The organism is Streptomyces sp. NPDC058872 (genome assembly GCF_042743065.1).
In the GTDB taxonomy this organism is placed as follows: domain Bacteria; phylum Actinomycetota; class Actinomycetes; order Streptomycetales; family Streptomycetaceae; genus Streptomyces.
The window spans coordinates 25,011-50,684 of record NZ_JBHYMK010000058.1 but is presented as its reverse complement, the minus strand read 5'-3'; the positions used below and the strand labels follow the sequence as shown (position 1 = coordinate 50,684).

Here is a 25,674-nt window from a genome sequence, read left to right as displayed (position 1 = left end):
CTCTGCGTTTGTTCTCTGCGACTGCCCACACCGCCCCCGGCCCGCGGCGGCCGCCCTCCCGGCCGGCGGCGCGGGGCCGGGGGGCCGGGGGCCGCGGGGGCCGGCCCCTCCCGTCTCGCCGGCTTCTCCCGCCCTCGGTCCCTTCCGGCGCGCGACGGACCGGGCACGGGCTCGGCCGCCGCGGCGACTTCGGCGAGCAGGCGCCGGCAGACCGCGGCGAGCTCCGGCGTCCCCGCGGTCAGGTCGACGACCGTCTCCGTACGGGCCGGGGCGGTCGTCCCCCCGTCGAGGATGCGTCCGGCCCGCAGCAGCGCCCGGTCCTTCCCCCCGGTCGGCGCCAGGCTGATCCAGCGGCGCACGTGCTCACCCCTGATCACCACACCGCCGCCCCGCTCCCGGTACACCGTGTGCTCCCGCCACAGCACCCTGGCCAACTCGTCCGCCGTCTCCCTGAGCTGCACGTACATCGTCTTCCCCCACGCTCGTCATCGTTCCCCCGGTCCGGCCAGCCGCCGACTCTAGTGCGCGCCGTCGCCCCCGCACGCGACACCCCACGCGCACGCCCCTTACCCGCCGAAGTCGTACACCGTGACCGCTATCTCCCGCTCCGCGAGCCGGCGCAGGACCAGGGGTTCGACCTTGCTCCAGGAGCCGCCGGCGAGCCCACAACCGATCCGCGGCATGTGCACGGACGCCCCGAGCCCGAGCGCCTTCTCCGCAAGCAGCGCGAGGGCCGCGTCGATCGCCTCGTACCGCACGGGAACGCCACGGCTCCGAACCGTCCGCATCCCCCGCTGGCCCACCAGATTGGCCACCCAGACGGACGGCTCTACCCGGACGAACTGGGCCGCGCCGAGCCCGAAGTCGTTCCCCGCCCGCTCGCGGTGCCACCGGCGATAGGCCGCTTCCGGCTCCGGCCAGCGGCGGGACACCGTCCGGACGAAGCCCTTGCCCCAACCGCCCAGGTCATTGCAGACGTGCGCGAGGATCCTGATGCCCTCGCCGTGCGGCGCGGTCGCGTCCCCCCGGACATACGTGATCTCCTTCATGACGATCACGCTACGGCTCGCCACTGACAGCGACGCGGGTCTTTTACACGAGTGGTGCGACAGCAATACTGTTCAAGCGATCCGGACTGGCGGGTCGGTGGTGCGGGAAGCGAGGCGGCTCGGATGGGCGTCGGGAGTGGCGGGGAGGGCGGGCCGAGCTACACCGTGGACGAACTGGCCGCGCGGGCCGGGGTGACGGTGCGGACGGTTCGCTTCTACGGAACCCGGGGATTGCTGCCGCCGCCCGTCATCGGCGCGCGTCGGGTCGGGCACTACGGACAGGACCACCTGTCGCGGCTCGCGCTCATCGAGGAGCTGCAGCGACAGGGCATGACGCTGGCGGCGATCGAGCGCTACCTGGAGCAACTGCCGTCCGACCTCAGTGCGCAGGACCTGGCGATCCACCGGGCCCTGGTGGCGTCGTGGGCGCCCGAGTCCGCGGAGACGATCACCCGGCGCGAGTTGGACCGGCGGGCCGGGCGGGCGCTGACCGAACGCGACGTGGACCGGCTGGCCGCCATGGGCGTCCTCGACCGCACCGAGGACGACGACGCCTACCGGCTCGACGGGGCGCTGCTCCGGCTCGGGGTGGAGCTCCTGGAGGTGCCGATCGAACACGAGACGATCCTCGCTTCCCGGACCGTGCTGCTGGAGCACGCGCGGGCGGCGGCCCAGGAGCTTTCCCGGCTCTTCCGGGACGAGGTGTGGAGCCCGTACCGGGAGAGCGGGGAGGACCCGGACCACCTGAGCGCGATGAAGTCGCTCTCGGCCCACATGCAGCCGATGGTGGTCCAGGCCCTCCTCACGGCGTTCCAGCGGTCGTTGAGCGAGGAGCTCCGGACCGCGTTCCGCGGTCCGTGAGCGCTAGTCGGCGAAGACCTCGCCCCGCTCGGCCTTCTCCACCAGGAGGGCCGGCGGGGCGAACCGCTCGCCGTACGCCTCCGCCAGTTCGCGCGCGCGGGCCACGAAGCCGGCCACCCCGCCCTCGTAGCCGTTGACGTACTGGAGGATGCCACCGGTCCAGGCCGGGAAGCCGATGCCCATGATGGAGCCGATGTTGGCGTCGGCGACCGAGGTCAGGACGCCTTCCTCCAGGAGCCGGACGGTGTCCAGGGCCTCGGCGAAGAGCATCCGCTCCTGCATGTCGCGGAAGGGAATCTCGTACCCGGGCTTCGTGAAGTGCTCGCGCAGCCCCGGCCACAGCTTCCCGCGGCTCCCGTCCTCGCCGTACTCGTAGAAGCCCGCACCACCGCTGCGGCCGGGGCGGCCGAACTCGTCGACCATGCGGTCGATGACGACCTCGCCCGGATGGGTGGCCCAGGTGCCGCCGGCCTCCTCGACCGCGCGCTTGGTCTCGTTGCGGATCTTGCGGGGCAGGGTGAGGGTCAGCTCGTCCATGAGGGAGAGGACCTTCGCCGGGTAGCCGGCCTGGGCGGCGGCCTGCTCGATCGAGGCGGGCTCGATGCCCTCGCCGACCATCGCGACGCCCTCGTTGATGAAGTGGCCGATCACCCGGGAGGTGAAGAAGCCGCGCGAGTCGTTGACGACGATCGGCGTCTTGTTGATCTGCCGGACCAGGTCGAAGGCGCGGGCGAGGGCCTCGTCGCCGGTGCGCTCGCCCTTGATGATCTCGACGAGGGGCATCTTGTCGACCGGCGAGAAGAAGTGCAGGCCGATGAAGTCGCCCTGGCGCTCGACCCCCTCGGCGAGGACGGTGATCGGCAGGGTGGAGGTGTTGGAGCAGAGCAGCGCGTCGGGCTCGACGACGTGCTGGATCTCCTGGAAGACCTTGTGCTTGAGGGCCGTGTCCTCGAAGACCGCCTCGATGACCGCGTCGCAGCCGGCCAGATCCGCCGCGTCGGCCGTGGGCGTGATGCGGGCGAGGAGCGCGTCGGCCTTCTCCTGGGTGGTGCGGCCACGGGCGACGGCCTTGGCGCAGAGCTTCTCGGAGTAGCCCTTGCCCTTGGCCGCGGACTCGGCGGAGACGTCCTTCAGGACGACCTCGATGCCGGCACGGGCACAGGAGTACGCGATGCCGGCGCCCATCATGCCGGCGCCGAGGACGGCGACCTTGCGGACCCGGCGGCGCTCGATGCCCCGGGGCCGGCTGGCACCGGAATTGACGGCCTGGAGGTCGAAGAAGAACGCCTGGATCATGTTCTTCGCGGTCTGGCCGGTGACCAGCTCGGTGAAGTAGCGGGACTCGATGGTGCTGGCGGTCTCGAAGTCGACCTGGGAGCCCTCGACCGCGGCGGCCATGATGGCACGGGGCGCCGGATAGGGAGCGCCGTTCAGCTGCTTGCGCAGGTTGGCCGGGAAGGCCGGCAGGTTGGCGGCGAACTTCGGGTTCGACGGGGTGCCGCCGGGGATCCGGTAGCCGGGGACGTCCCAGGGCTGCCGGGACTCGGGGTGGGCGTCGATGAAGGCGATGGCCTTCGCCATCATCTCCTCGGGGGTGGCGGCGAGCTCGTGGACGAGTCCGCTGTCCAGGGCGCGCCGGGGGGTGTACTGGGTGCCCTGGAGGAGCACCTTCAGGAGGGCGTCGGTGATGCCCATGAGGCGCACGGTGCGGGTGACTCCGCCGCCGCCGGGCAGCAGGCCGAGGGTGACCTCCGGCAGGCCGATCTTGGAGCCGGACGCTTCGAGGGCCACGCGGTGGTGGGAGGCGAGGGCGATCTCGTAGCCGCCGCCGAGGGCCGCGCCGTTGATGGCGGCGACGACGGGCTTGCCGAGCGTCTCGATGCGGCGCAGTGCGCCCTTCATCTCAAGGGCGGCCTCGAAGATGTCCCGGGCGTGCTCGGGACCTGCCTGGATCATGTCCTTGAGGTCGCCGCCCGCGAAGAAGGTCTTCTTCGCGGAGGTGTAGATGATGCCGCGGACGGAGTCCTTCTCGGCCTCCAGACGGTCGGCGGTCGCGGTGATCGAGGCCCGGAAGGCCTGGTTCATGGTGTTGGCGGACTGGTCGGGGTCGTCGAGGACGAGGGTGACGATCCCGGTCTCGTCCTGCTCCCAGCGGATGGTGGTGCTTTCGGTCATCGGGTTCTCTCCGTAAGGGGTTCGGACGGGACGGTCAGACGCGCTCGACGACGGTGGCGATGCCCATGCCGCCGCCCACGCAGAGGGTGGCGAGGCCGTAGCGCTTGTCCTGGCGCTCCAGTTCGTCGACGAGGGTGCCGAGGATCATCGCGCCCGTGGCGCCGAGCGGGTGGCCGAGCGCGATGGCGCCGCCGTTGACGTTGACCTTGTCCAGTGAGGTGCCCATGTCCTTGACGAAGCGCAGGACGACGGCCGCGAAGGCCTCGTTGATCTCGATCAGGTCGATGTCGTCGATGGTGAGGCCGGCCTTGGCGAGGGCCTTGCGGGTCGCCGGGGCGGGGCCGGTGAGCATGATGGTGGGCTCGGAGCCGGAGACGGCCGCCGAAACGATCCGGGCGCGCGGAGTGAGCCCGTACCGCTCGCCGACCTCCTTGGAACCGATGGCGACGAGGGAGGCCCCGTCGACGATGCCGGAGGAGTTGCCCGCGTGGTGGACGTGGTCGATCTCCTCGACCCAGTGGTACTTCTGCAGGGCGACGGCGTCGAAGCCGCCGAGCTCGCCGATGTCGGCGAAGGAGGGCTTGAGGCGGGCGAGGGAGTCGGCGGTGGTGCCGGGCCGGAGGTGCTCGTCGTGGTCCAGGACGGTGAGACCGGCGCGGTCCTTGACGGGGACGACGGAACGGGCGAAGCGGCCGTCCTTCCAGGCCGCGGCGGCGCGCTCCTGGGAGAGGGCGGCGTACTCGTCGACGTCGCGGCGGGTGAAGCCCTCGATGGTGGCGATGAGGTCGGCGCCAATACCCTGGGGGACGAAGTTGGTCTCCAGGTTGGTCATGGGGTCGGCGAACCAGGCACCGCCGTCGGAGGCCATCGGGACGCGGGACATGGACTCGACGCCACCCGCGAGGACCAGGTCCTCCCAGCCGGAGCGGACCTTCATGGCGGCCATGTTGACGGCTTCGAGGCCGGAGGCGCAGAAGCGGTTCTCCTGGACGCCGGCGACGGTGTCGGGGAGGCCCGCGGCGATGGCGGCGATCCGGGCGATGTCGGAGCCCTGGTCGCCGACCGGGCCGACGACGCCGAGGACGATGTCGTCGATGGCGGCCGGGTCGAGTCCGGGGTGGCGGGCCTGGATCTCGCGGATGAGGCCGACGACCAGGTCGATGGGCTTGGTGCCGTGCAGGGAGCCATTGGCCTTGCCGCGTCCGCGCGGGGTGCGGATCGCGTCGTACACGTACGCTTCGGTGCTCACGGAAAGCCTTTCGCGATGAGGGTGTGAGGAGACGGGCGGCGGGAGGTCAGCCGAGGAGGGAACGGCCGATGATCTCCTTCATGATCTCGGTGGTACCGCCGTAAATGGTCTGGATGCGGCCGTCGGTGAAGGCGCGGGCGACCGGGAATTCGCTCATGTAGCCGTATCCGCCGTGCAGTTGCAGACAGCGGTCGGCGACCCGCTTCTGGAGTTCGGTCGCCCACCACTTGGCCATGGAGGCGTGGACGGCGTCGAGCCCTCCGTCGTTGTGCTCCTCGATGCACCGGTCGACGAAGGTCCGGGTGACGGCGCACTCGGTGGCCATCTCGGCGATCTCGAAGCGGATGTGCTGCAGCCGGGAGAGCGGGCGGCCGAACGCCTCCCTCTCCTTGACGTACCGGGTGGTGACCTCCAGGAGGTGCTCGGCCCCCGCGATGCCGGCGACGGCGATGGCGAGGCGCTCCTGGGCCAGATTGGTCATGAGGTGGATGAAGGCGCCGTTCAGCTCGCCGAGCAGGTTCTCCTTGGGGACGCGGACGTCGGTGAAGAAGAGTTCCGCGGTGTCCTGGGACTTCTGGCCGATCTTGTCCAGGTTCCGGCCGCGCTCGAAGCCCTCCGCCCCCCGCTCGACGACGAGCAGGGAGAGGCCGTGGGCACCGCCCTCGGGGGTGGTCCGGGCGACGACGACGACCAGGTCGGCGAGGACGCCGTTGGAGATGAAGGTCTTGGAGCCGTTGAGGACCCAGTGGTCCCCGCGGTCCTCGGCGGTGGTGCGGATCCCCTGGAGGTCGGAGCCGGCACCGGGTTCCGTCATGGCGATGGCGGTGATGATCTCACCGGAGCAGAAGCCGGGCAGCCAACGTCGCTTCTGCTCCTCGGTGCCGAGCGAGGTGAGGTACGGGCCGATGATGTCGTTGTGCAGGCCGATGGCGAGGCCGGGCGCCCCGGCCCGGGTGAACTCCTCGGCGAGGACGGCGCCGTAGCGGAAGTCGGGGTTGCCGCCGCCGCCGTGCTCCTCGTCGACGGCGAGCCCGAGGAGCCCCTGGCGGCCTGCGGCGAGCCAGGCCTCGCGGGAGACGATGCCGTCCTTCTCCCACTGTGCGTAGTGGGGCAGCACCTCCTTCTCCAGGAAGGTGCGCACGGTCGTGCGGAACGCCTCGTGGTCCTCGGTGTAGAGCTGACGCTTCATGCTTCGGGCTCCAGGGTCTTGAGGGTGGGGACGGCCCAGTCGTGGGCGACGCCGGCGGTGTCGGCACCGGGCAGGGCGGGCCCCCTGCGGAGGGTGCCGGGGGTGACGGAGAATCGGGGTGCGGGGGCCGGCTGGGCGGTCCCGCCCTGCTCGACGAAGGTGGCCCGGGCGGCCAGATGGGGGTGGGACGGGGCTTCGCGCAGGGAGAGCACGGGGGCGACGCAGGCGTCGGATCCGTCGAACACGGCGGCCCACTCCTCACGGGTGCGGCTCCGGAAGCGGTCCGCGACGGCCCCACGCAGTTCGGACCAGCGGGCGAGGTCGTGGCGGGGCGGAACGACGTCCGCGACCCCGAGCAGACGGACGAACTCGGCGTAGAACCGCTCTTCCAGGGCGCCGACCGCCATGTGGCCGCCGTCGGAGGTCTCGTACACGCCGTAGAAGGGGCAGCCGCCGTCGAGCAGGTTGACCCCCCTGCGGTCCTGCCAGCTGCCGGCCGCGAGCATGCCGTGGATCATGGTGGTGAGGTGGGCGGCGCCGTCGACGATGGCGGCGTCCACGACCTGGCCCTCGCCGTGCGCCCGGGCGTGCTGGAGGGCCGCGAGGACGCCGATGACGAGGTACAGGGAGCCGCCCGCGTAGTCGCCCAGGAGGTTGGCGGGGATCGTGGGCGGCCCGTCGGGGTCGGGGCCGATCATGCCGAGGGTTCCGGTGATCGCGATGTAGCCGACGTCGTGTCCGGCGGTCGCGGCGAGCGGGCCTTCCTGGCCCCAGCCGGTCATCCGTCCGTAGACGAGGCGCGGGTTGCGGGCGAGGCAGGGCTCCGGGCCGACGCCGAGGCGCTCGGCGACGCCGGGCCGATAGCCCTCGATCAGGACGTCGGCCCGCTCGACGAGGTCGAGCACGACGGCGGCGCCGTCCTCGGCCTTGAGGTCGACGAGGACGGAGCGCTTGTTGCGGTTGGTGAGGTCCTGGGCGGGGTCGATGCCGAGGCCGGCACCTCCGGGGCGGTCGACGCGCACCACGTCGGCACCGAGGTCGGCCAGGAGCATGGCGGCGAAGGGGCCGGGTCCGATCCCGGCGAGTTCGACCACCCGCACCCCCGAGAGGGGACCGTTCCGAGCCGTGTGCGTCGTGCTCATCGAGCCCCCAGAAGTGTGTGACACCAATGATGTAACACCAGAGATGCTAGGAACGTGTTCCACTCGGCACAAGCCCCCCGGCCGAGCAAGCGCTTGGAAAATGCGGAGTCCGGGACTTCCGCTATCCTCCGCCGACGACAACCGCGCTCGGCGGCGCGGTACGGCCGAAACGAGGGGCTTGATGGAGACAGGGGCGGGCGTGGGGCGCGAGACCGGCGCGAGACCGTATGACGTGGTGCTCTTCGGGGCGACCGGCTTCGTGGGCGAGCTCACCGCGGAGTACCTGGCCGAGCAGGCCCCGCCGGAGTGCCGCTGGGCACTCGCCGGGCGCAGCATCGGCAAGCTGGAGGCCTTGCGGGACCGGCTCGCCGCCGGGCGCCCGCACCTCGCCGCCCTGCCCCTGCTCCTCGCGGACTCGGCCGACCCGGACTCGCTGCGCGCCCTGGCCGAGTCCGCCCGGGTGGTGGCGACCACCGTCGGCCCCTACGTCTGGTACGGCGAAGGGCTGGTCGCCGCCTGCGCGGAGGCCGGCACGGACTACCTGGACCTGACCGGCGAGACCGAGTTCGTGGACCGCGTGTTCGTCCGGTACGACGGACGGGCCCGGGAGACCGGCGCGCGGATCGTGCACGCCTGCGGCTTCGACTCCGTCCCGCACGACCTGGGCGTGCACTTCACCGTCCACCAGCTGCCGGAGGGCGTGCCGCTGCGCATCGACGGCTTCGTCCGGGTCGGTGCCGCCTTCTCCGGCGGTACCTTCGCGTCCGCCCTGACCGTACTCGGCCGGGGCCGGGAAGTGCTGCGGGCCGCACGCGAACGGCGCCTGCACGAGCCGCGGTTGGTGGGTCGCCGGGCCCGGGCGCCGCTGGGCGGACCGAGGTTCAGCCGGGAGACGGGCACCTGGGCGCTGCCGCTCCCGACGCTCGACCCCCGGGTCGTGGCCCGTTCGGCCGCGTCACTCGAACGGTACGGGCCGGACTTCCGCTATCGCCACTACGCCTCCGTGAAGACGCTTCCGATGGCCCTCGGGGGCGCCGCAGTCGCCGGCGCGACCGCAGCGGTCGCGCAGCTCGCCCCGGTCCGCTCGTGGTTGACGGAGCGCTACGCCGCGGGGCAGGGACCCTCGGCCGAGCGGCGCGCCCGCAGCTGGTTCTCCGTGCGGTTCGTGGGGGAGGGCGGCGGACGGCGGGTCTTCACGGAGGTGTCGGGCGGCGACCCCGGCTACGACGAGACGGCCAGGATGCTCGCCGAGTCGGCCCTCTGCCTGGCCTTCGACCCGCTCCCGAAGACGGCCGGTCAAGTGACGACGGCGACGGCCATGGGCGATGCGCTGATCGACAGGCTGCGGGCGGCGGGCATCCGCTTCCGGGTGGCACACCGGGGATAGCCCGCCCCGACCGCCGGTCCCCCGTCGCCGGAGCCGCGAGGGACCGAGCCCTCAGGGCCGCACGAGGCGGAAGGGGTGGCCCGCCGGGTCCGCGTAGACGCGCGCCCCGCCGCCCCCGCCGTCGAGCGGTACGGCCCCGAGGGCGAGGACGGCCTCGTGGGCGGCGGCCAGGTCGTCGACCCGCACGTCGAGGTGGAACTGCTGCTCCGGGGCGCCCCAGACGGGTGGGCTGTGATCGGCGACGCCCTGGAAGACGAGGACCGGTCCGCTGGCGCCGCGCAGGACCACCGACCCTCCGCCGACGGCCCACCGGGGATCGCTCTCCTCCACCTCACCGCCAATCAACCCTCGGTAGAAGCGGGCGAGTTCAGGGGCGTCGGGGCAGTCGAGGACGATGCCGCGCAGTCGCCCGATCACCCGGTGGCCCCGGTGCCGAGGACGTACGGGAGGGCACGGAACCGGGCCGGGTCGAACGGTCCGGAGACGCTCGGGTCCGGGCCTCGGTCGTGGCCGTGCGGCCGGACGGGAAGGGGTGCTGTCATGCACCCCACCCTGCCCGCCCCGGGCTGCGGACCGGTATCCGTACGGGTACTCAACTCGCCCCGTGCGAACTGGGCATCCGAACGGATCGTGCCCGGTGGGGCCCGTCCGTCGCGCGACCTGGCCGCGGCGGCACGCTTCCGGGGCGAAGGGCCCGGGCCGAGCGTGCCGTTCCGGGTGGACACGTCCGTCCTGCGGCTCCGTTCAGAGCTCCCCCGACGCTTCCTTGAGGGCGCGGCGGCAGAGGGAATCCGCCCGCCGGGTGGTCTCCGGGATCCGGTAGCGGGGAGTGAGACGGAGGGTGTGGGCACAGGCGCGGGCGAGGGAGACCCGGTGGCCCACCGACACGAACACGGGCTTCACCCCGGTCCGGGTGCGCAGGGCCCGGCCGACCTCCTCGCCCTCGGCCAGCAGCGGGGCGGCGTCACCGCGCTCGGGGCCGGGCTGGGCGTGGGTGAAGGCGAAGGGATTCTTGGCGACGCCGATCGAGGGCCGCCCGGTGAGCACCCCGAGATGGCTGGCGAGCCCGAAGCGGCGGGGGTGCGCGAGGCCGTAGCCGTCGCAGACCAGCAGGCCCGGATCGGCGGCCAGGGCGTCGAGCGCGGCGAGCAGGGTGGGGATCTCCCGGAAGGCGAGGAGCCCGGGGACGTAGGGGAAGGAGACCCGGCCGACCGCCGTGGCCTCCTCCACCACGTCCAGGGTCCGGGCGTCGAGCACGACGGCCGCGGCGGCAACGAGGTCCCGCTCGTCGTCATAGGCCACGTCGAGGCCCGTGACGTGACCCTCGCCGACCGTCGGCCCCTCCTCGTCGCGCACGAGCCGCCCGCGCAGCTCCTCCTGGACGGCGCGGGCTGCGCCCTCGTCTGCGGGCCAGCCCGCCGGAATCTCGATGATCGCCATGGTGCGGATCACCCTACGACCGGTCGGACGTCCTTCCCAAGGGCCGGAACGCCGCCCCGGGCCGGAGGTGCGACGGGTAGCCTGGCGATCATGTTCGTACTGGAATTGACCTACACCGCCCCCGTCGAGCGGGTGGACGCGCTGCTCGACGCGCACGTCGCGTGGCTGGACGCGCAGTACGCCGCCGGCGTGTTCCTGGCGTCGGGGCGGAAGAACCCGCGGGACGGCGGGGTCATCCTGGCCGCCGGGGTCGACCGCGCGGAGATCGAGAAGATCGCGGCGGCCGACCCGTTCAGCGTCGAGGGCGTGTGTGGCTACCGGATCACGGAGTTCTACGCGACCAAGACGGTCGACGAGATCTCCGCGTACCGGGACCAGCTGCCCGCCTAGGGATCGCGCGGGCCTCCCGCACGGCCTGCGGGCGGACCGGGCTACTTCCCGAACGCCCCCCAGGGTCGTGCCAGCCGGGCGATCCGGCCCTTCTCCCCCGAGGCCCAGCAGGAGCCGTCCGGCGTGCAGTCGACCGTGTCGTAGGAGCCGGTGTCGACGGTGCGCCAGGTGCGGCCCCCGTCCGTGGTGAGGTCGGTGCCGGTGGGGCCGACGGCGAGCGCCGCGCTGCCGCGGTGCGGGAGCCAGGCGACGCCGGAGCGGTAGGCGGGCGGCGGGGTGGCGGAAGCGGCCCAGGTGCGGCCCGCGTCACCCGTCACTGCGGCGGCCCTGGGCGAGGGCTGGTCCTTGCGGTAGTCACCGCCGACGGCGATGCCGTGCCGACGGTCCCGGAAGGCGAGCGCGAACACGCCCTTGGCCCCTTCCCCCGCGGGGATCGTGGTCTCGGTGGCCGTCCAGTTCAGCCCTCGGTCCGCGGAGTGCAGCACGCGCCCGGTCGCCCCTCCTCCGGTCGCCAGCCACACGTCCTTCGGCCCCGATGACACCAGGCACTGCCCGCTCGCCGCGAAGCCGGCCTCGCCGGGCAGTGCGTCCGGCATTCCGGCGTTCGGGAGGACCTGCCAGGACCTGCCGCCGTCGCGGGTGGAGAGGATGCGGTACTTCCCGTCCACCGGATCGCTCATCGCGAGCCCGTGCCGGTGGTCGAAGAAGGTCATGCAGTCGTAGAAGGCCCGGGCGTCGGCGTTGCGGAAGGTTTCCGTCCAAGTCGCACCGCCGTCCTCGGTCCGCAGCACCCGGGACGCCTCGCCCTCTCCGATGGCGAGGACGACGGCCCGGCGGGCGTCGAAGGCCTCGACGTCACGGAACTCCAGCTCGCCCGCGCCCGGCGGAGAGACGTCGCGCCAGCTCCGGCCGCCGTCCGTGGTGCGCAGCACCGTGCCCTTCGAACCCGCGGCCCACGCGGTCCTGCGGTCGACCGGCGCGAGCCCGCGGAAGCGGGCGTCGGTGTCGGTCGACGTCAGCTGCCAGCCGGTCGCGGCCGTGGGGGTCTCCCCGGCCCGCGCCGGAGCTGCCAGGGTCAGCGCCAGCGCCGCCCCGATCAGCCCCACCGACATCGTTCGTCTCGTCTTCCCCATGGACGTCATGGCGCCGGAAGCTAGCGTCCCGAGCGGCTCCCGTCCAGGGTGCGTCCGTGGCCCGGCCTTCCTAGGCTGGAACGCATGACGGACCGTACGGGCGAGCGCGAGCGGGTGACCACCGGGCGTCCCGGACCCGGGGAGCACGTGGACCCCGAGCTGCCCGGAATCAAGGAGTACGAGGGCGAGGGCATCACCGTCACGTTCGAGCCGCGCCGCTGTCTGCACGCCGCCGCGTGCGTCCACGGCCTGCCGGAGGTCTTCGACCTGTCCCGGCGTCCCTGGGTGCTGCCCGATGCCACCGTGCCCGAGCGGGTGGCAGAGGTGGTCCGCCGCTGCCCGTCCGGGGCGCTCCAGTACCGCGACCGCACGGAGGAGGCGTCGCCCGAGCCACCGGACTCCCCCACCAGGGTGCGGCGCACGCCCTCCGGCCAGCTGGTGGTCCGGGGCGATCTGATCGTCACGGGGGCGCACGGGGACCGGCACGAGACACGGGTGGTGCTCTGCGCCTGCGGAGCCTCCGGAAACCAGCCGTACTGCGACCGTTCCGGCCCGTGCGGCAAGGCGGACGATGACGTTCCCGAGGAGCGCTGATCCGACGGGTCCCTGCCGACACCACCTCCGCGAGGGCCGTGCGCGCCCCCGCCCCGCCCGCCTCCGGGCCGGCGGACGCGCTGCCCGGAGCACCCCGGCTCCCGGCCCCGGCTGCCGCTCCGGACATCCTCGAAATCCCCGGTGACACAGCTCACGTGGGGCTCCAATGCACGTTCCGCTTGTCTTGCTCGTCTTCACTGGTGTCAGGGGGCCTGGTGTCGGGGAGACGCCCAGGATCCGAAGCCCGTGTGAGAGGAGCCGGCCTTGTCCGCCGTCATCGAGCAGGCCGTTGAAGCCCGTCTGGTCGCGTCCGCTCCCCGGATGGAGACCGTCCCGGCCACCCTGCGGTACGACCGTGAGGATCCGTACGCCGTGAGCATGGCCTTTCCGCCGCCGGCGACCCTGGAGGGCGTGGAGGTCTCCTGGGCCTTCGCGCGCGACCTCCTCGTCCAGGGGGTCGAACGTCCGGCCGGCGTCGGGGACGTGCGCCTGCGCCCGTACGGGTACGACCGCACGGTGGTCGAGTTCCACGCCCCGGAAGGGGTCGCGATGGTCCACGTCAGGACCTCGGAACTGCGCCGCTTCTTGGAGCGCTCCCAGCACCTGGTACCGGCCGGCCGGGAGCACCAGTACCTGGACTGGGACCAGGACCTGCTGGAACTGCTCCGCGGCCAGTCGTAGCAGGACCCCGGCCGAGGTTAATTCGTTTGCCGTTCCCCGGACCGGACCGTACGGTCGGTCCTGACCTTGTCGTCACCCGATCGGAGAAGGACGTTGCTCGTCTGAGGTTGCGAGACACCGAGCCGCGCGTGCCCCTCGTGCCGCGTGTGCCGTTCTCGACCTCGGCGTACGAGCCGTTCTCCCTGCTGCCCGCGCCCCGGTGTCTCCCGCGTTGCCCTCTTCTGCACCCACGCGATCCGGGAGGCCTCCATGGCACATCACCCCACGTTCATCACCTGCTCCTCGCTCTCCTTCTCCTGGCCGGACGGCACCCAGGTGTTCGACGACTTCCGACTCTCGGTCGGCCCCGGCCGCACCGGGATCGTCGGACTGAACGGCTCCGGCAAGTCCACCCTCCTGAAGCTGATCGCCGGCGAGTCGACCCCCGCGGCCGGCACGGTCCGGGTCACCGGAGAGCTCGGCTACCTGCCCCAGGATCTGGTCCTGGACACCTCACGACGGGTCGACGAGATCCTCGGCATCGCCGCCAAGCGGACCGCCCTGCACGCGATCGAGGCGGGCGACGCCTCCGAGGAGCACTTCACGGCCCTCGCCGACGACTGGGACGTGGAGGAGCGGGCCCGGGCCGCGCTCGACCGGCTCGGGCTCGACTCCATCGGCCTGGACCGGACCGTCGGCGAGGTCTCGGGCGGCGAATCGGTGCTGTTGCGCCTCGCCGCACTGCTGCTCGCGCGGCCCGACGTACTGCTGCTCGACGAGCCGACCAACAACCTGGACCTGCACGCCCGTGCCCGCCTGTACGAGGCGGTGGAGGACTGGTCCGGAGTGCTGCTCGTGGTCAGCCACGACCGCGAACTCCTCGAACGGGTCGACCAGATCGCCGACCTGCGGGACGGGACGGTCGCCTGGTACGGCGGCAACTGGTCCGCGTACGAGGCGGCGCTCGCCGCCGAACAGGAGGCGGCAGAAAGGATGGTGCGGGTCGCCGAGGCCGATGTGCAGCGACAGAAGCGCGAGTTGGCCGACACGCAGGTGAGGTCGGCGCGTCGCAAGCGGTACGGCCAGAAGAGCTTCGAGAACAAGGTCGCCTCCAAGATCGTGGCGAACGGGCGGAAGCGCGACGCGCAGGTCACGGCGGGCAAGCAGCGCACGCTGCACACGGAGCGCCTCTCGGAGGCGAAGGAGCGGCTCGACGCGGCCGTGGAAGCGGTGCGGGACGACGACGAGGTGCGGATCGAGCTGCCCCGCACCTCGGTTCCGCCGGGGCGCGAGGTCCTCTACCTGAAGGACCTGGAGCTGCGGCACGGAGCTCGGGTGGGCGGCGCGTTCGAGCTGCGCGGCCCGGAACGGATCGCCCTGGTGGGGCGGAACGGGGCCGGGAAGACGACGCTGCTCCGAACCGTCGCCGGCGAGCTGGAACCGCTGTCGGGCGAGGTGACGGCCCGGGTTCCGCTCCGCTTCCTGCCCCAGCGGCTCGACGTGCTCGACGACGGACTGAGCATCGTGGAGAACGTGGCCCGCTTCGCGCCCGCGGCGACGGGCAACGCGATCAGGGCACGGCTGGCACGGTTCCTCTTCCGGGGCGCCCGGGCGGACCGACCCGTCGGCACCCTGTCCGGCGGGGAGCGGTTCCGGGCCACGCTCGCCGCCCTGCTGCTCGCAGAGCCGGCGCCACAGCTGCTGATGCTGGACGAACCGACGAACAACCTCGACATGGCGTCGGTGCGCAAGCTGGCGGCGGCCCTCGACGCCTATGAAGGCGCCTTGGTCGTGGCGAGCCACGACGTGGCCTTCCTGGAGTCCCTGGGGATGACCCGCTGGTTGCTGCTCGACGGCGAGCTGCGGCCGACGACTCCGGAAGAGGTGCGGGAAATGACCGCGGACCCGCGCCGGAGCGAGGCTTCGGAGTTGCCGGTGGCCTGACGCCGGCGCCTCGCCGGAGACGCCCGACGCCCGACGCCCGACGCCCCTCAACGGTGCGGCACGGAAGGGAGAGGTGCCGCACCGGTCGGGAGCGGGGGCGAGCGGCCCGCTTCGCGCCCACGGCGACGGGCGCGGCGACGGGGACGGGGATCAGCGCACGGCCGGCACGGGACCCGGCCCCCGGCGGGTGCACCACCGCTCCGACGGGGGCGCCGCGAGCGCCGCTCACGTCAGCGGAGACGGCGCCTCCGATCACCTGCTCCGAACAGCGGGAGATCTGCGCTGCGTAGTCGACCGCACCCCCTTCGACGGCCGCCCCGGACGTGACCTGGGTCTCCTGCCACACCCCGGAGCAGCGAACATAACGGAACGTAATCGGACATCACCAAGGCGGGCTTGGTCGACGCCTTATGGGGCCTTAACCTACGGTCTCGTAACCTACGAATCCGTAGGTACGCCCGTATGCCCCTCTCCGTCCCCAGGAGTTCCCGTGACGCTCACCTCTCCCTCCCTCGGCAGCTCGACAGGGTGGACCGACGCACGGCTGCTCTACGCACTCGAAGAGGTCGTGGAGAAGGAGCTCAACCGGCACCTGAAGGTCACCAAGGACTGGATGCCGCACGAGTACGTGCCCTGGTCCGACGCCCGGAACTTCCCCGGCCTCTTCGAGGACGGCGAGGCCTGGGAGCCGTCGCAGTCCAAGGTCACCGACATCGGCAAGATCGCCCTCGTGGTCAACCTGCTCACCGAGGACAACCTCCCGAGCTACCACCACGAGATCGCCAGCCTCTTCGGCCGCGACGGCGCCTGGGGGACCTGGGTGCACCGGTGGACCGCCGAGGAGGGGCGGCACGGCATCGTGATGCGCGACTACCTGCTCGCCTCGCGCGCCGTCGACCCGGACAAGCTGGAGCAGTTCCGGATGGCGCACATGAGCGAGGGCTTCGAGTCGGACAACCGGCACTCGATGCTGCACTCCGTGGCGTACGTCTCGTTCCAGGAGCTCGCCACCCGCATCTCACACCGCAACACCGGCCACCAGTCGGGGGACCCGGTCTGCGACCGGATGCTCAGCCGCATCGCACTCGACGAGAACCTGCACATGATCTTCTACCGCAACCTCCTGGGCGCGGCCTTCGAGATCGCCCCCGACCTGACCATGCAGGCCGTGCGGGACGTCGTGGTCAACTTCCGGATGCCCGGGCACGGGATGCCGGGCTTCGAGCGGGCCGCCGCCCAGATGGCGATCGGCGAGATCTACAACCTGCGCATCCACCACGACGACGTCCTCGAGCCCGTACTGCGCTTCCTCAAGGTGCTCCAGATCGAGGGCCTCGGCCCGGACGGTCTGCGCGCACAGGAGGAGTTGGGGCTGTACATGAACGGACTGGACAGCGAGGCGAGCAAGTTCGACGAGAAGCTCGCCGCCCGCAAGGCACGCATGGCCGCCCGCGCGGCCGGCTGAGCCGCTCCGGGACGACGCCTTCACCGCCCTCCGCCCTCCGCCCCCAACGGGGCCGCGGGCGGAGGGCGGACCGGCTCAACCGCTCCGCCGCCTGAGCCTCCCCCGCTCCTTCTCGGACAGACCGCCCCACACCCCGAACCTCTCGTCGTGGGCCAGCGCGTATTCCAGGCACGCCACGCGCCCTTCACACGCCCCGCACAACTGTTTCGCCTCCCGCGTCGACGAGCCGGGGGCCGGGAAGAAGAACTCCGGACCGGCCTGGGCGCACAGGGCGTTCTCACGCCAGGAGAGGTCGGGGGCGGTCAGCACGTCGATGTCCGTCTGCATGACCGACAGCCTGCCGAAGCGTCGTAAACGCGCCATCAACGTTCGATCAATGACGGACACCTCCGGGTCGCGGCCCGGACGGGAGCGCCCACTCCCCCGCGAAGATGTCCGCACGGCCGTTCGTTCAGTACGATGGGGTCATGAGCGGAAGCAGCACCGGGACCAAGACCGACGGACGGGTGGAGCGGGGCAACCAGACGCGGCGCCTCGTCCTGGGTCGAACGATGGACATCGCCTCGGTGGAAGGGCTCGAAGGGCTGTCCCTGGGACGGATCTCAACCGAGTTGGAGCTGAGCAAGAGCGGGGTCTTCGCCCTGTTCGGCTCCAAGGAGGAACTCCAACTCGCCACCGTCCGGGCCGCCGTCGCCGTCTTCGCCGACCGCGTCGTCGCCCCCTTGAAGGAACTTCCGCCGGGTGCACGGCGCGTGCGCGCACTGTGCCGGAACTGGCTGGCGTACTCCTCGGAGCGGGTCTTCTCGGGAGGGTGCTTCTTCTACGCGGTGTCGGCCGAGTTCGACGCCCGCACGGGTCCGGTCCACGACGCCGTGGCACAGGCCCGCCGCGATTGGATCGCCTACGTGGAGGACGCCTTGACGGAGGCGCGCTCCGTCGGCGAACTCGACGAGGACCTCGACGTGGAGCAGTTCGCGTTCGAGGTGATCGCCCTCATGGAGGCGGCCAACGCACAGTCCGTGCTGTTCGGCGACCCCGGCGCTTACGAGCGGGCCGAGCGGGGCATTGCGGCCCGGCTGCTCTCCTCGGCCACGGAACGGGGTCGAGGAGAGCTGGACGACCCGGCCTGAGGGCCAGCGGTTCCGGCCTCCCCTTTCCGCGGCGGGGTCGGAAGTCGGGGCCCAGCGCCTCGGGGTAGGGCCCCGGCCCCGTCCGCCCGGCCGGCGCACGTCGGGCCCCGGCCCGTCTCCCGTGCGACCCGGTCGGACCGTCCGCGACTCCGCCGGGGCAGCGGCGGAGGACCTCCGTCACGAGCGCACCCCCACGGCCGGCGGTCCACCGGTCCGCACGGGACGCGCTCCGCTCACCGTCCCGCCGGGCCGAGGACTCCCCCGGCGACCTCGTTCTCGGGCTCCGCCACGGAGCCGGAAGCGGACGTCACGAACTCCACGGCCTCGGCGATGACCTCGGGGTCCGTGAGGATGCGGCGGTGGCCGAGGCCCCGGGTCACGACGAGCCGGGCCCGGTCGCCATGGGCCCGCGCGAGGAACCGCGCCTGGGCCGGGGGAACCATGTCGTCGCCCTCGTCGTGGAACAGCAGGACGGGCGCGCCCAGTTCCTCCGGTGCACGGTCCGCGCCGAAGCGGTCCCAGACCCCCGGCTCGTCGGGGGCGAGCACCTCCTCCACATGGGCACGCATCCGCCCGACGACCCGATCGTCCACGCCGAGGCCGGCCTGGAAGCCCGCGAGGAGCATCTCGAAGGAGCCGACGCCACCGAGCCCGACGAAGCGGTTCGTCCGGACGCCCTCGCGGAGGGCGAAGAGGGAGGCGAGGACCCCGAAGGAATGGGCGACGACCGCCTCGAAGTCGCCGTGCCGGGCGTGCAGTTCCCGGATGATCCGACGGTATTCGAGGATGTTACTGGCCCGGCCGGTGGAGTCACCGTGCCCGGGGGCGTCGAAGGCGACCGGGCTGTAGCCGCGGCGGAGGAGTTCCTCCGCGAAGGCCCCGAGGCGCGAGGCCCGCGAGGACCAGCCGTGGACGAGGAGGACGGGGCGCCGGCCGTCGCCCCAGGCATAGGTGACCACTTCCTTCTCGCCGACCCGGAGGACGTCGGTGCGGGCCGCGTCGTGGAGCGCCCGCTCCCCGGGCTTCAGCCGGGCCCGACCCAGGGGACGGACGAAGAGCTGGAAGGCCCAGCGGCCGGCCGGGCCGGGGACGATGCGGGCGGCGACGTTCAGGGCGGGGCGAATGAGCGGTGCCATGGGGTACATGCCGGATCTCCTCGGTCGTCCTGGGCTTGAAAAAATGCTAGCACGATCGTTCGTGTTGTTTCAGTTCGCCGACAGGAGGGCGGAAGCCTCCGGCCGGAGACGCCCCGCCCCCTCCCGGGGCCGTCACCCCCGCGGCGGCGTCCGCTTCGCCCGACTCGGCTGCACCCGCTTCGGCTCGCCCGGCATCTTCGGATACTCCGGCGGATACGGCAGGTCCCCCAGGCCACGGTCCCTCTCGTCCCGTCGGGCCAGGTCGAGCAGCGACTCCAGACCGAACCGCTCGCCCTCCATGTCCGCATGGACGTCCCCGACCTCCGCGTACCGGACCGGCATCGTCTTGATGTCGAAGTCGCGCGGCACCACGTCGTCGACCTCTTCCCACCGCAGCGGAGCCGACACGGGTGCACGGGGACGGGAACGCACCGAGTAGGCGCAGGCGATCGTGCGGTCCCTGGCGGCCTGGTTGTAGTCGACGAAGATCCGCTTCCCGCGCTCCTCCTTCCACCACGCGACGGTGACCCGCTCCGGCATCCGCCGCTCCAGCTCCCGACCACAGGCGATCACGGCTCGCCTGACCTCGGTGAACGTCCAGCCGGGGACGATCGGAACGAAGACGTGGAGCCCCCTGCCGCCCGAGGTCTTCGGCCAGCCGCGCAATCCGTGCTCGTCGAGGACCGCGCGGAGCTCATGGGCGGCGCGGACCGCGTCGGCGTAGTCCGTGCCGGGCTGCGGGTCGAGGTCGATGCGGAGTTCATCGGGGTGGTCGGTGTCGTCGCGGCGCACCGGCCAGGGATGGAAGGTGACGGCTCCGAGGTTCACCGCCCACAGCACCGCGGCGATTTCGGTGGGGCAGATCTCGTCGGCCGACCTGCCGCTGGGGAAGGTGACGCGGGCCGTGGGGATCCAGTCCGGCAGGTGTTTCGGAGCGTGTTTCTGGAAGAAGGACTCGCCGCCGATCCCGTCGGGATGGCGCTCCAGGGTGGTGGGACGGTTCCCGAGGGCCCGGGTGATCCCCTCCCCCACCGCCAGGTAGTACTGGACCAGGTCCAGCTTGGTGTAGCCGGGTTCGGGAAAGTACAGCTTGTCCGGGTGCGAAACCCGTACGGTCCGATCACCGACCCGCAGCTCCACCACCTCGCCCGCCATGGCGGTCAGCCTAGTGCCGCATCAGGCAACGTTCGCCCTGTCGACCACAGCTCGTAGCCGTTGATCGTCAACGTGACGGTTTCGCCAGATGATGTAGCGACGGATCATGCTGCCCTGCTCCTTGTGGCTGGCGTGGTCGGTGCCGTCGAGGGTGAAGTAGCGCAGGGCGGTGAACTGGGCCTCGATGCGGTTCAGCCACGAGCTGTTGGTCGGCGTGTAGGCGAGTTCCACGTTGTTGGCTGCGGCCCAGTCGCCGACCCGGCTGTCCTTCTTCGTGGTCAGGTGCGGGGAGAAGTTGTCGAGCACGATCGCGATGCGGATCTTCGGCGGGTAGAGGCTGCGCAGGTAGCGGCAGAACTCCAGGAATCTCGTCCGGTTCTTCTTCGGCTTGATGTGGCCGTAGAGCCTGTCCTTGCCGAGGTCGTAGGCGGCGAACAGATGCCGGACCCCGTGTGGGCGGGTGTAGGTCGCCCGTCGGCGGGGCCTCGGCTCGCGGTCGGGGTTCTTGTGCTTCCCGCCGCGCTCGGCCCACTGCCGCCCAGGGTGAGGCTGGAGGTTGAGCGGGCCGAACTCGTCTAGGCATAAGACGACTTCGGGCTCGCCGTCCTCGGGTATGACCTCGCCGTCCGCGATTGCGTAGAGGTGCTCGACGCGGGCCTTCTTGGCGGCGTAGTCCGGGTCACGGGAGGTCTTCCAGGTCTTTACGCGTTGAAAGGAGACGCCCTCCTGGCGGAGCAGGACCCGCAGGCCCTCGTGGCTGATGTCGTCGACCACCCCCTCGGCGACCAGGAACTCTGCCAGCTTAGCCAGGCTCCACGTCGAGAACGGCAGGCCGTGCTCGGTCGGCTTGGACTTGGCGATCTTCTTGATCTCACGACGCTTGGGCAGCGTGAAAGTCCTCGGTCGGCCACCCTTGTACTTGGGGTAGAGGGAGCCGAAGCCGTCGGCGTTGAAGTTGTGGATCACGTCCCGGACCCGGTCGTCGCTGGTGAAGGTCACCTCGGCGATCTTCGCCACGGGCATGCCCTGCGCGGACAGCAGCACCACCTGGGCCCGCCGCCAGGTCACCACCGAGCCGGTGCCCCGGCGGATGATCCGCAGCAGGCGCTGCCCCTCGTCGTCATCGATCTCGCGGACCCGTACTGGCTCTGCCACCCGCACAGTCTCTCGGGAAGTGGAGGCGTCCGGGTTGAGAACGGGAGAGGTGCCTGCTGGTGGTGCCCGTGTCAGGCCAACACTTCCCGAAGCCAGGACCTTTCCGCGCGGCTGGTGGCACGGGCGATTGTGAGCATGCCGCGCCGGTAGGGGTCGTCAGTGTCGTCGGCACCCAGTGGGCGGTCACCGTCGTGGAAGAAGCTCGCCGGCTGTTCGAGGAACTCCAGTCGGCGGCGCAGTACCGCGTGCTGGTCAGCGGTGTCGGGCAGGTGGGAGAGGAAGGCCAGGACGGTGAAGTAGCGGGTACTGTCGGTGATGTCCAGGCCGTTGGCATCCCGCAGCCGGCGCAGCAGCTCGCAGCGGCCGGCGTCGGTCAGGCTCAGGGTGTGCCGCCGAGCGGCCGAAGCGCCCGGTTCGGTCTGCCGAGCGAGCAGTCCGGCGTTGACCAGCCGATTGATCGCCGGGTAAAGGCTGCCGTCGCTGACCGGCCGAGCGTGACCAGACAACTGAGCTATGCGGTGGCGTAGTTGATAGCCGTGCAACGGCTTCTCGGCCAGGAATCCCAGGATCGCGAGTTCGAGCATGCTGCTACTCTCGCACATCGAAACGAGGTACCTCGAATCGATGCAGGAGGCGAGAATGACGTACACCGAGGAATGGGTGACCATGCGAGCGCGTGACGCCTACGAGCGCGGCCGGGCATCGTTCGGCGTACGGCCCGAACGGACAGCGCTGCTGGTCATCGACATGCAGGATGAGTTCGTCCGGCCCGGCTGGAGTCCCTACTGGGTGCCCGCGGCCACTCGGATGGCGCCACGGCTGCAGCAACTGGTCGAAGAATGCCGGGGCGCCTCGGTTCCGGTGATCTGGACCATCTTCGATGACACCCATCTCGGTCTGGACCGGCCACACGCCCTGCAGTTCCTCCCGCACGCCGACACCGAGTGGCGCCGACCAGGCCCTGCCGAGGTGTGGGCCCCGATGGGCCGCCGCCTCGACGAGGCCGTGATCCGCAAGCCCTCCTACGGGGCGTTCTACGACACCCCGCTCGACACAATGCTGCGCAATCTCGGCCGCGACACGGTCATCGTCACCGGAACGCTCACCAACTACTGCTGTGGCACCACGGCCCGGCAGGCATACGAACGCGGCTACAAGGTCGTCTTCGGATCCGACGTCACAGCCACCGACGACGAGTCCCGGCACGAACCCGAACTCGCCGTCCTGCGCAAGGGCTTCGCGCTCGTTCTGACCGCCGAAGAGGTTACCAACCGACTGACCGCAGCCGCACCTGCATCACAGGACGAGGCGCGGGCGAACGTTACCTGATGCGGCACTAGGTCGCGCCGCCATCCCCCGCACACCGAACGGCGCGGCTTCCGGGCGCCCCGAGCCACTGGTCGAGCAGGCAAGGCCCCCTCCCTGATCGCCCTCCGCCCGGAGCGGGCCTGCGAGGTCGGCTACGACCACAGACAAGGGGACCGCTTCCGCCGTGCCGCACGCTTCGAACGGTGGCGACCGGACCGGACGCCGGAGTCCTGCGGTGACGGACCGGTGGACGAGCCCGTCCCGTACGACCCGACGGAGGTCTTCCGCCAGAGGGGCACCGGTCTCCGGTGACACCGAAGCCTCGGGCGCCACAACGTGAGATGCCGCACATTCCGCGACGCCCGCTCCCGGCCGCGAAGCACAGAAGCGGCAAGGCATCGCTCGAACCCTTGGACGATTCGGGGTGGCGGCGTGCTCCACGGGCACGACCGGCCACCCCTCGCACCTGCGCGAACGTCCCCGCACCCGGTCGGCGGCACCGTGCGGTGCGCCCCTCCGCGGCCGGTGCGGGCGACCGGCCGAGCGGTCCGCCGTTGCCCGACCGCGACACCGCCGTACCGGAACCCGCACCGCCATCCGGTACGTATGGAGACGAACCCCTTCCGTAACCTCTCCGGACCGACTAGGACTGACCCGTGATCACCTCGCCCTCGCGCCTCGTTCCCGTCCCGATCCCCGACAGCGTGGCCGCGATGATCGGCGCCTGCCTGCCCCTGCACGTCCTCCAGGCCGAGGTCGACGCGGACTGTGCGGCGCGCGAGGTGTACCGCTTCCGGGGGCCGCTGTGCGCCGAGGACCGGGCGGACCGCGAACACGCACTCGCCGCGCTCGCACGGGCCAACAAGATCCTCGCCAAGCACCACCCCCGCCTGCCCGTCACCCCCTGACCGGTCGGGCCCTCCTCCGGGCCGCCGGGTACACCTGTCCGGCCGTCCCCGCATGCAGGAGGACAGGGGCGGTGTGACGCTGCGAGAGTGACCTTGACCAGCGACGCAGCACCCAAGCCCTCGGCCGCGCCCGAGCCGCCCGTGCTCGACGGCCGACGCCGCAACATCATCTTCGGCACGATCATGCTGGGCGTCCTCCTCGCCGCTCTCGACCAGACGATCGTCGGCACCGCCCTGCCCACGATCGTCTCGGACCTCGGCGGCGCCGCCCACATGTCGTGGGTGGTCACCGCCTACCTGCTCGCCGAAACGGTCGCGACCGTCCTCGTCGGCAAGTTCGGCGACCTCTTCGGCCGCAAACTGATCTTCCAGATCTCCGCGGTCGTCTTCATCACCGGCTCGTTCCTGTGCGGACTGGCCACCAACATGACGCTGCTGATCGTCTGGCGCGGCCTCCAGGGCATCGGTGCCGGTGGGCTGATGGTCACTTCGATGGCGCTCATCGCCGATGTGATCCCACTGCGCGAACGCGGCAAGTACCAGGGCGCGATCGGTGCGGTGTTCGGCGTCTCGACCGTCATCGGACCGCTCCTCGGCGGCCTGTTCACCGACCACCTCAGTTGGCGCTGGGCGTTCTACGTCAACGTCCCCATCGCGATCCTGGTCGTCATCGCCGCCGCCCGCACGATCCCCTCCGTGCGCTCCGCCGGCCGCCCGGTCATCGACTACACCGGCATCGCGCTCGTCGCGGCCGGGTCCAGTGCCCTGATCCTGGCGACCAGTTGGGGCGGGAACGAGTACGCCTGGGGCTCCGGCGTCATCATCGGCCTCTTCCTCGGCGGCCTCCTCGCCCTGGCCCTGTTCTGCTGGGTGGAGACCCGGGCGCCGGAACCCATGCTGCCCATGCGGCTGTTCCGCAATCCCGTCTTCACGGTCTGCTCGGTGCTGAGCTTCGTGGTCGGCTTCGCCATGCTCGGCGCGATGACCTTCCTGCCGACCTACCTGCAGTACGTCGACGGGGACTCGGCCACCGTGTCCGGCTTCCGTACCCTCCCCATGGTCGTCGGCCTGCTCATCGCGTCCGTCTTCAGCGGCAACGTCGTCAGCAAGACCGGCCGGTACCGGGTCTTCCCGATCGTGGGCTGCCTGGTGATGGGCGCCGGACTGTTCCTGCTCTCCCTGATGGGGCCGGAGACCAGCACCTGGCTGGAGTCGCTGTACATGTTCGTCCTCGGCGTCGGCATCGGCCTGTGCATGCAGGTCCTGACCATCGCCGTGCAGAACACCGTCGACTACGCCGACCTCGGCACGGCCACCTCGGGCGTCACCTTCTTCCGCACCCTCGGCAGTTCCTTCGGCACGGCGGTCTTCGGAACGATCTACACCAACTCGCTCGGGCCCAACCTGACGAGGGGCGTCAGCGAGGCCGCCGCCGTCGCCGACGGCCTGGGCATCGACCCCCGTGGGATCGCGAAGGCCGCGCAGAGCCCGACGGGAGTGCACCAACTCCCGGAGGGGGTCGCGCAACCGATCGTGCAGGCCTATGCGGACACCCTCCACACCGTCTTCCTCTGGACCGTGCCGGTCGCCGCGGTCGGTTTCGTCGTCGCCCTCTTCCTCAAGCAGGTGACGCTCCGCGACTCGGCGCGGGCCGCCGCTCCCGACATGGGCGAGGGCTTCGGCTCCCCCACGGCGACCGGCGACTCGGAGCAGCTCCTCGAACTGTCCGTCGGCCGGATCCTGCGCCGCACCGACCTGGCCACGATCCGGCGCATCGTCGCCGCGTCCGACACCCGGCTGGACACTGCGGGGGCCTGGGCGGTGATGCAGGTCGAACTCTTCACCCGGACCGTCGGGCACGCCAGCCTCGGCCTGATCTCGGCCGGGCGGCGGGTGCCGCCGGAGGTGCTCCTGCCGGTCTTCGACCGGATGGTCGACGAGGGCTTCCTCACCCGCGACGGCAATCTGCTCTCCCACACGGCCGCGGGCAAGCGTGAGGCCGAGGTCATCACCCGTGCCTGGGGCGCCTGGCTCTCCGACGTCATCGCCCAGGAGCGCGGCCGGCCCAGCGGACCGGAGCTGCGGGTGGCGACGGACGCCATTGCCAAGAAGATCGTCGCCGAGGACCTCGCGAACGGCCTCCCGGCGACCCGGGCGACGGCGGGGGCCGGCGCGCGCTGAGCCGACGCGCCCGCGGGGCGCAC

General features: G+C 71.6%; 26 protein-coding genes. 11 read left to right on the top strand and 15 right to left on the bottom strand.

The features are described 5' to 3' along the window. Positions 1-467 (bottom strand): hypothetical protein (locus ACFW22_RS28990; RefSeq protein ID WP_386409993.1); only part of this gene is annotated, 467 nt, incomplete at its 3' end. Between the two features lie 99 nt (positions 468-566). Then, positions 567-1,049, bottom strand: a complete 483-nt coding sequence (locus tag ACFW22_RS28985; RefSeq protein ID WP_386409991.1) for an Appr-1-p processing protein — start codon at positions 1,047-1,049, stop codon at positions 567-569. A 123-nt stretch (positions 1,050-1,172) separates the two neighbouring features. On the opposite strand from ACFW22_RS28985, the gene ACFW22_RS28980 reads away from it, so the two are divergent. After that, a complete protein-coding gene (locus ACFW22_RS28980) occupies positions 1,173-1,910 on the top strand; it encodes a MerR family transcriptional regulator (RefSeq protein WP_386409989.1) in 738 nt (245 codons plus the stop codon). A gap of 3 nt (positions 1,911-1,913) precedes the next feature. On the opposite strand, the gene ACFW22_RS28975 is transcribed toward ACFW22_RS28980, so the two are convergent. From ACFW22_RS28975 to ACFW22_RS28960, 4 genes are read right to left on the bottom strand one after another with little or no spacing between them, the layout of a single operon-like run. Continuing rightward, positions 1,914-4,085 carry a 3-hydroxyacyl-CoA dehydrogenase NAD-binding domain-containing protein gene (locus tag ACFW22_RS28975; RefSeq protein WP_386409987.1) on the bottom strand — a complete coding sequence of 724 codons (2,172 nt, stop codon included), beginning with the start codon at positions 4,083-4,085 and terminating at the stop codon, positions 1,914-1,916. A 34-nt stretch (positions 4,086-4,119) separates the two neighbouring features. After that, complete coding sequence (locus tag ACFW22_RS28970; RefSeq protein ID WP_386409985.1) at positions 4,120-5,334, bottom strand: acetyl-CoA C-acetyltransferase; 1,215 nt, start codon at positions 5,332-5,334, stop codon at positions 4,120-4,122. A 46-nt stretch (positions 5,335-5,380) separates the two neighbouring features. Then, positions 5,381-6,523 (bottom strand): acyl-CoA dehydrogenase family protein, encoded by a 1,143-nt coding sequence (locus ACFW22_RS28965; protein ID WP_386409983.1) that lies wholly within the window; start codon positions 6,521-6,523, stop codon positions 5,381-5,383. Beyond that, positions 6,520-7,665 carry a CaiB/BaiF CoA transferase family protein gene (locus tag ACFW22_RS28960; RefSeq protein WP_386409981.1) on the bottom strand — a complete coding sequence of 382 codons (1,146 nt, stop codon included), beginning with the start codon at positions 7,663-7,665 and terminating at the stop codon, positions 6,520-6,522. Before ACFW22_RS28960 ends, ACFW22_RS28965 begins: the two co-directional genes overlap by 4 nt. A 181-nt stretch (positions 7,666-7,846) precedes the next feature. Here ACFW22_RS28960 and ACFW22_RS28955 point away from each other — a divergent pair, with 181 nt between their 5' ends. Next, positions 7,847-9,052, top strand: coding sequence for a saccharopine dehydrogenase family protein (locus ACFW22_RS28955; RefSeq protein WP_386409979.1), 1,206 nt, complete (start codon positions 7,847-7,849; stop codon positions 9,050-9,052). 51 nt (positions 9,053-9,103) lie between these two features. On the opposite strand, the gene ACFW22_RS28950 is transcribed toward ACFW22_RS28955, so the two are convergent. The 3 genes from ACFW22_RS28950 to ACFW22_RS28940 all read right to left on the bottom strand — a co-directional run bounded on the left by ACFW22_RS28950 (position 9,104) and on the right by ACFW22_RS28940 (position 10,492). Next, positions 9,104-9,469, bottom strand: coding sequence for a VOC family protein (locus ACFW22_RS28950; RefSeq protein ID WP_386409977.1), 366 nt, complete (start codon positions 9,467-9,469; stop codon positions 9,104-9,106). Next, positions 9,466-9,594, bottom strand: a complete 129-nt coding sequence (locus ACFW22_RS28945) for a hypothetical protein (protein ID WP_386409975.1) — start codon at positions 9,592-9,594, stop codon at positions 9,466-9,468. The genes ACFW22_RS28950 and ACFW22_RS28945 overlap by 4 nt, the downstream gene beginning before the upstream one ends. A 202-nt stretch (positions 9,595-9,796) precedes the next feature. Next, entirely contained in the window at positions 9,797-10,492 is a 696-nt protein-coding gene (locus tag ACFW22_RS28940) for an endonuclease V (RefSeq protein ID WP_386409973.1), read from the bottom strand. A gap of 90 nt (positions 10,493-10,582) precedes the next feature. On the opposite strand from ACFW22_RS28940, the gene ACFW22_RS28935 reads away from it, so the two are divergent. Next, positions 10,583-10,882, top strand: coding sequence for a YciI family protein (locus tag ACFW22_RS28935; RefSeq protein WP_386409971.1), 300 nt, complete (start codon positions 10,583-10,585; stop codon positions 10,880-10,882). A gap of 41 nt (positions 10,883-10,923) precedes the next feature. Here ACFW22_RS28935 and ACFW22_RS28930 read toward each other — a convergent pair whose 3' ends face one another. After that, complete coding sequence (locus ACFW22_RS28930) at positions 10,924-12,015, bottom strand: WD40/YVTN/BNR-like repeat-containing protein (RefSeq protein WP_386410002.1); 1,092 nt, start codon at positions 12,013-12,015, stop codon at positions 10,924-10,926. 84 nt (positions 12,016-12,099) lie between these two features. Between ACFW22_RS28930 and ACFW22_RS28925 the strand changes: the two genes are divergently transcribed. From ACFW22_RS28925 to ACFW22_RS28910, 4 genes are all read left to right on the top strand, one after another. Next, complete coding sequence (locus tag ACFW22_RS28925) at positions 12,100-12,609, top strand: (4Fe-4S)-binding protein (RefSeq protein ID WP_386409969.1); 510 nt, start codon at positions 12,100-12,102, stop codon at positions 12,607-12,609. A gap of 264 nt (positions 12,610-12,873) precedes the next feature. Then, positions 12,874-13,290, top strand: coding sequence for an SsgA family sporulation/cell division regulator (locus ACFW22_RS28920; protein ID WP_386409967.1), 417 nt, complete (start codon positions 12,874-12,876; stop codon positions 13,288-13,290). Positions 13,291-13,539: 249 nt separating this feature from the next. Next, positions 13,540-15,213: an ABC-F family ATP-binding cassette domain-containing protein gene (locus tag ACFW22_RS28915; RefSeq protein ID WP_386409965.1), complete on the top strand. Its 1,674-nt coding sequence runs from the start codon at positions 13,540-13,542 to the stop codon at positions 15,211-15,213. Positions 15,214-15,703: 490 nt separating this feature from the next. Then, positions 15,704-16,678, top strand: a complete 975-nt coding sequence (locus tag ACFW22_RS28910; protein ID WP_386409963.1) for an acyl-ACP desaturase — start codon at positions 15,704-15,706, stop codon at positions 16,676-16,678. Positions 16,679-16,753: 75 nt separating this feature from the next. On the opposite strand, the gene ACFW22_RS28905 is transcribed toward ACFW22_RS28910, so the two are convergent. Continuing rightward, positions 16,754-17,005, bottom strand: a complete 252-nt coding sequence (locus ACFW22_RS28905) for a WhiB family transcriptional regulator (protein ID WP_386409961.1) — start codon at positions 17,003-17,005, stop codon at positions 16,754-16,756. Between the two features lie 140 nt (positions 17,006-17,145). On the opposite strand from ACFW22_RS28905, the gene ACFW22_RS28900 reads away from it, so the two are divergent. Beyond that, positions 17,146-17,808, top strand: coding sequence for a TetR/AcrR family transcriptional regulator (locus ACFW22_RS28900; RefSeq protein WP_386409959.1), 663 nt, complete (start codon positions 17,146-17,148; stop codon positions 17,806-17,808). A 233-nt stretch (positions 17,809-18,041) separates the two neighbouring features. Here the strand turns inward: ACFW22_RS28900 and ACFW22_RS28895 are convergent, their stop codons facing one another. The 4 genes from ACFW22_RS28895 to ACFW22_RS28880 form a co-directional block, all read right to left on the bottom strand. After that, a complete protein-coding gene (locus tag ACFW22_RS28895) occupies positions 18,042-18,953 on the bottom strand; it encodes an alpha/beta hydrolase (RefSeq protein WP_386409957.1) in 912 nt (303 codons plus the stop codon). A gap of 123 nt (positions 18,954-19,076) precedes the next feature. Next, positions 19,077-20,099: a non-homologous end-joining DNA ligase gene (gene ligD / locus ACFW22_RS28890; protein WP_386409955.1), complete on the bottom strand. Its 1,023-nt coding sequence runs from the start codon at positions 20,097-20,099 to the stop codon at positions 19,077-19,079. Positions 20,100-20,120: 21 nt separating this feature from the next. Next, a complete protein-coding gene (locus ACFW22_RS28885) occupies positions 20,121-21,254 on the bottom strand; it encodes an IS630 family transposase (protein ID WP_386409953.1) in 1,134 nt (377 codons plus the stop codon). A gap of 71 nt (positions 21,255-21,325) precedes the next feature. Further along, on the bottom strand, positions 21,326-21,838 hold the full coding sequence (locus ACFW22_RS28880) for a PadR family transcriptional regulator (protein ID WP_386409951.1): 513 nt from the start codon (positions 21,836-21,838) through the stop codon (positions 21,326-21,328). 55 nt (positions 21,839-21,893) lie between these two features. Here ACFW22_RS28880 and ACFW22_RS28875 point away from each other — a divergent pair, with 55 nt between their 5' ends. The 3 genes from ACFW22_RS28875 to ACFW22_RS28865 all read left to right on the top strand — a co-directional run bounded on the left by ACFW22_RS28875 (position 21,894) and on the right by ACFW22_RS28865 (position 25,651). Next, positions 21,894-22,583, top strand: coding sequence for a cysteine hydrolase family protein (locus ACFW22_RS28875; protein ID WP_386409949.1), 690 nt, complete (start codon positions 21,894-21,896; stop codon positions 22,581-22,583). Between the two features lie 692 nt (positions 22,584-23,275). Next, positions 23,276-23,470: a hypothetical protein gene (locus ACFW22_RS28870; RefSeq protein WP_221518607.1), complete on the top strand. Its 195-nt coding sequence runs from the start codon at positions 23,276-23,278 to the stop codon at positions 23,468-23,470. A 183-nt stretch (positions 23,471-23,653) separates the two neighbouring features. Beyond that, positions 23,654-25,651, top strand: a complete 1,998-nt coding sequence (locus ACFW22_RS28865; protein ID WP_386409999.1) for an MDR family MFS transporter — start codon at positions 23,654-23,656, stop codon at positions 25,649-25,651. The last annotated feature ends 23 nt before the right edge of the window (positions 25,652-25,674 follow it).

Coding starts and splice junctions, on each gene's coding strand:
- ACFW22_RS28865 (WP_386409999.1), top strand. CDS start 23,654: ATGCTGGGCGTCCTCCTCGCCGCTCTCGACCAGACGATCGTCGGCACC.
- ACFW22_RS28870 (WP_221518607.1), top strand. CDS start 23,276: ATGATCGGCGCCTGCCTGCCCCTGCACGTCCTCCAGGCCGAGGTCGAC.
- ACFW22_RS28875 (WP_386409949.1), top strand. CDS start 21,894: ATGACGTACACCGAGGAATGGGTGACCATGCGAGCGCGTGACGCCTAC.
- ACFW22_RS28925 (WP_386409969.1), top strand. CDS start 12,100: ATGACGGACCGTACGGGCGAGCGCGAGCGGGTGACCACCGGGCGTCCC.
- ligD (WP_386409955.1), bottom strand. CDS start 20,099: ATGGCGGGCGAGGTGGTGGAGCTGCGGGTCGGTGATCGGACCGTACGG.
- ACFW22_RS28905 (WP_386409961.1), bottom strand. CDS start 17,005: ATGCAGACGGACATCGACGTGCTGACCGCCCCCGACCTCTCCTGGCGT.
- ACFW22_RS28975 (WP_386409987.1), bottom strand. CDS start 4,085: ATGACCGAAAGCACCACCATCCGCTGGGAGCAGGACGAGACCGGGATC.
- ACFW22_RS28945 (WP_386409975.1), bottom strand. CDS start 9,594: ATGACAGCACCCCTTCCCGTCCGGCCGCACGGCCACGACCGAGGCCCG.
- ACFW22_RS28895 (WP_386409957.1), bottom strand. CDS start 18,953: ATGTACCCCATGGCACCGCTCATTCGCCCCGCCCTGAACGTCGCCGCC.
- ACFW22_RS28930 (WP_386410002.1), bottom strand. CDS start 12,015: ATGGGGAAGACGAGACGAACGATGTCGGTGGGGCTGATCGGGGCGGCG.
- ACFW22_RS28955 (WP_386409979.1), top strand. CDS start 7,847: ATGGAGACAGGGGCGGGCGTGGGGCGCGAGACCGGCGCGAGACCGTAT.
- ACFW22_RS28980 (WP_386409989.1), top strand. CDS start 1,173: ATGGGCGTCGGGAGTGGCGGGGAGGGCGGGCCGAGCTACACCGTGGAC.
- ACFW22_RS28880 (WP_386409951.1), bottom strand. CDS start 21,838: ATGCTCGAACTCGCGATCCTGGGATTCCTGGCCGAGAAGCCGTTGCAC.
- ACFW22_RS28940 (WP_386409973.1), bottom strand. CDS start 10,492: ATGGCGATCATCGAGATTCCGGCGGGCTGGCCCGCAGACGAGGGCGCA.
- ACFW22_RS28985 (WP_386409991.1), bottom strand. CDS start 1,049: ATGAAGGAGATCACGTATGTCCGGGGGGACGCGACCGCGCCGCACGGC.
- ACFW22_RS28935 (WP_386409971.1), top strand. CDS start 10,583: ATGTTCGTACTGGAATTGACCTACACCGCCCCCGTCGAGCGGGTGGAC.
- ACFW22_RS28900 (WP_386409959.1), top strand. CDS start 17,146: ATGAGCGGAAGCAGCACCGGGACCAAGACCGACGGACGGGTGGAGCGG.
- ACFW22_RS28965 (WP_386409983.1), bottom strand. CDS start 6,523: ATGAAGCGTCAGCTCTACACCGAGGACCACGAGGCGTTCCGCACGACC.
- ACFW22_RS28915 (WP_386409965.1), top strand. CDS start 13,540: ATGGCACATCACCCCACGTTCATCACCTGCTCCTCGCTCTCCTTCTCC.
- ACFW22_RS28960 (WP_386409981.1), bottom strand. CDS start 7,665: ATGAGCACGACGCACACGGCTCGGAACGGTCCCCTCTCGGGGGTGCGG.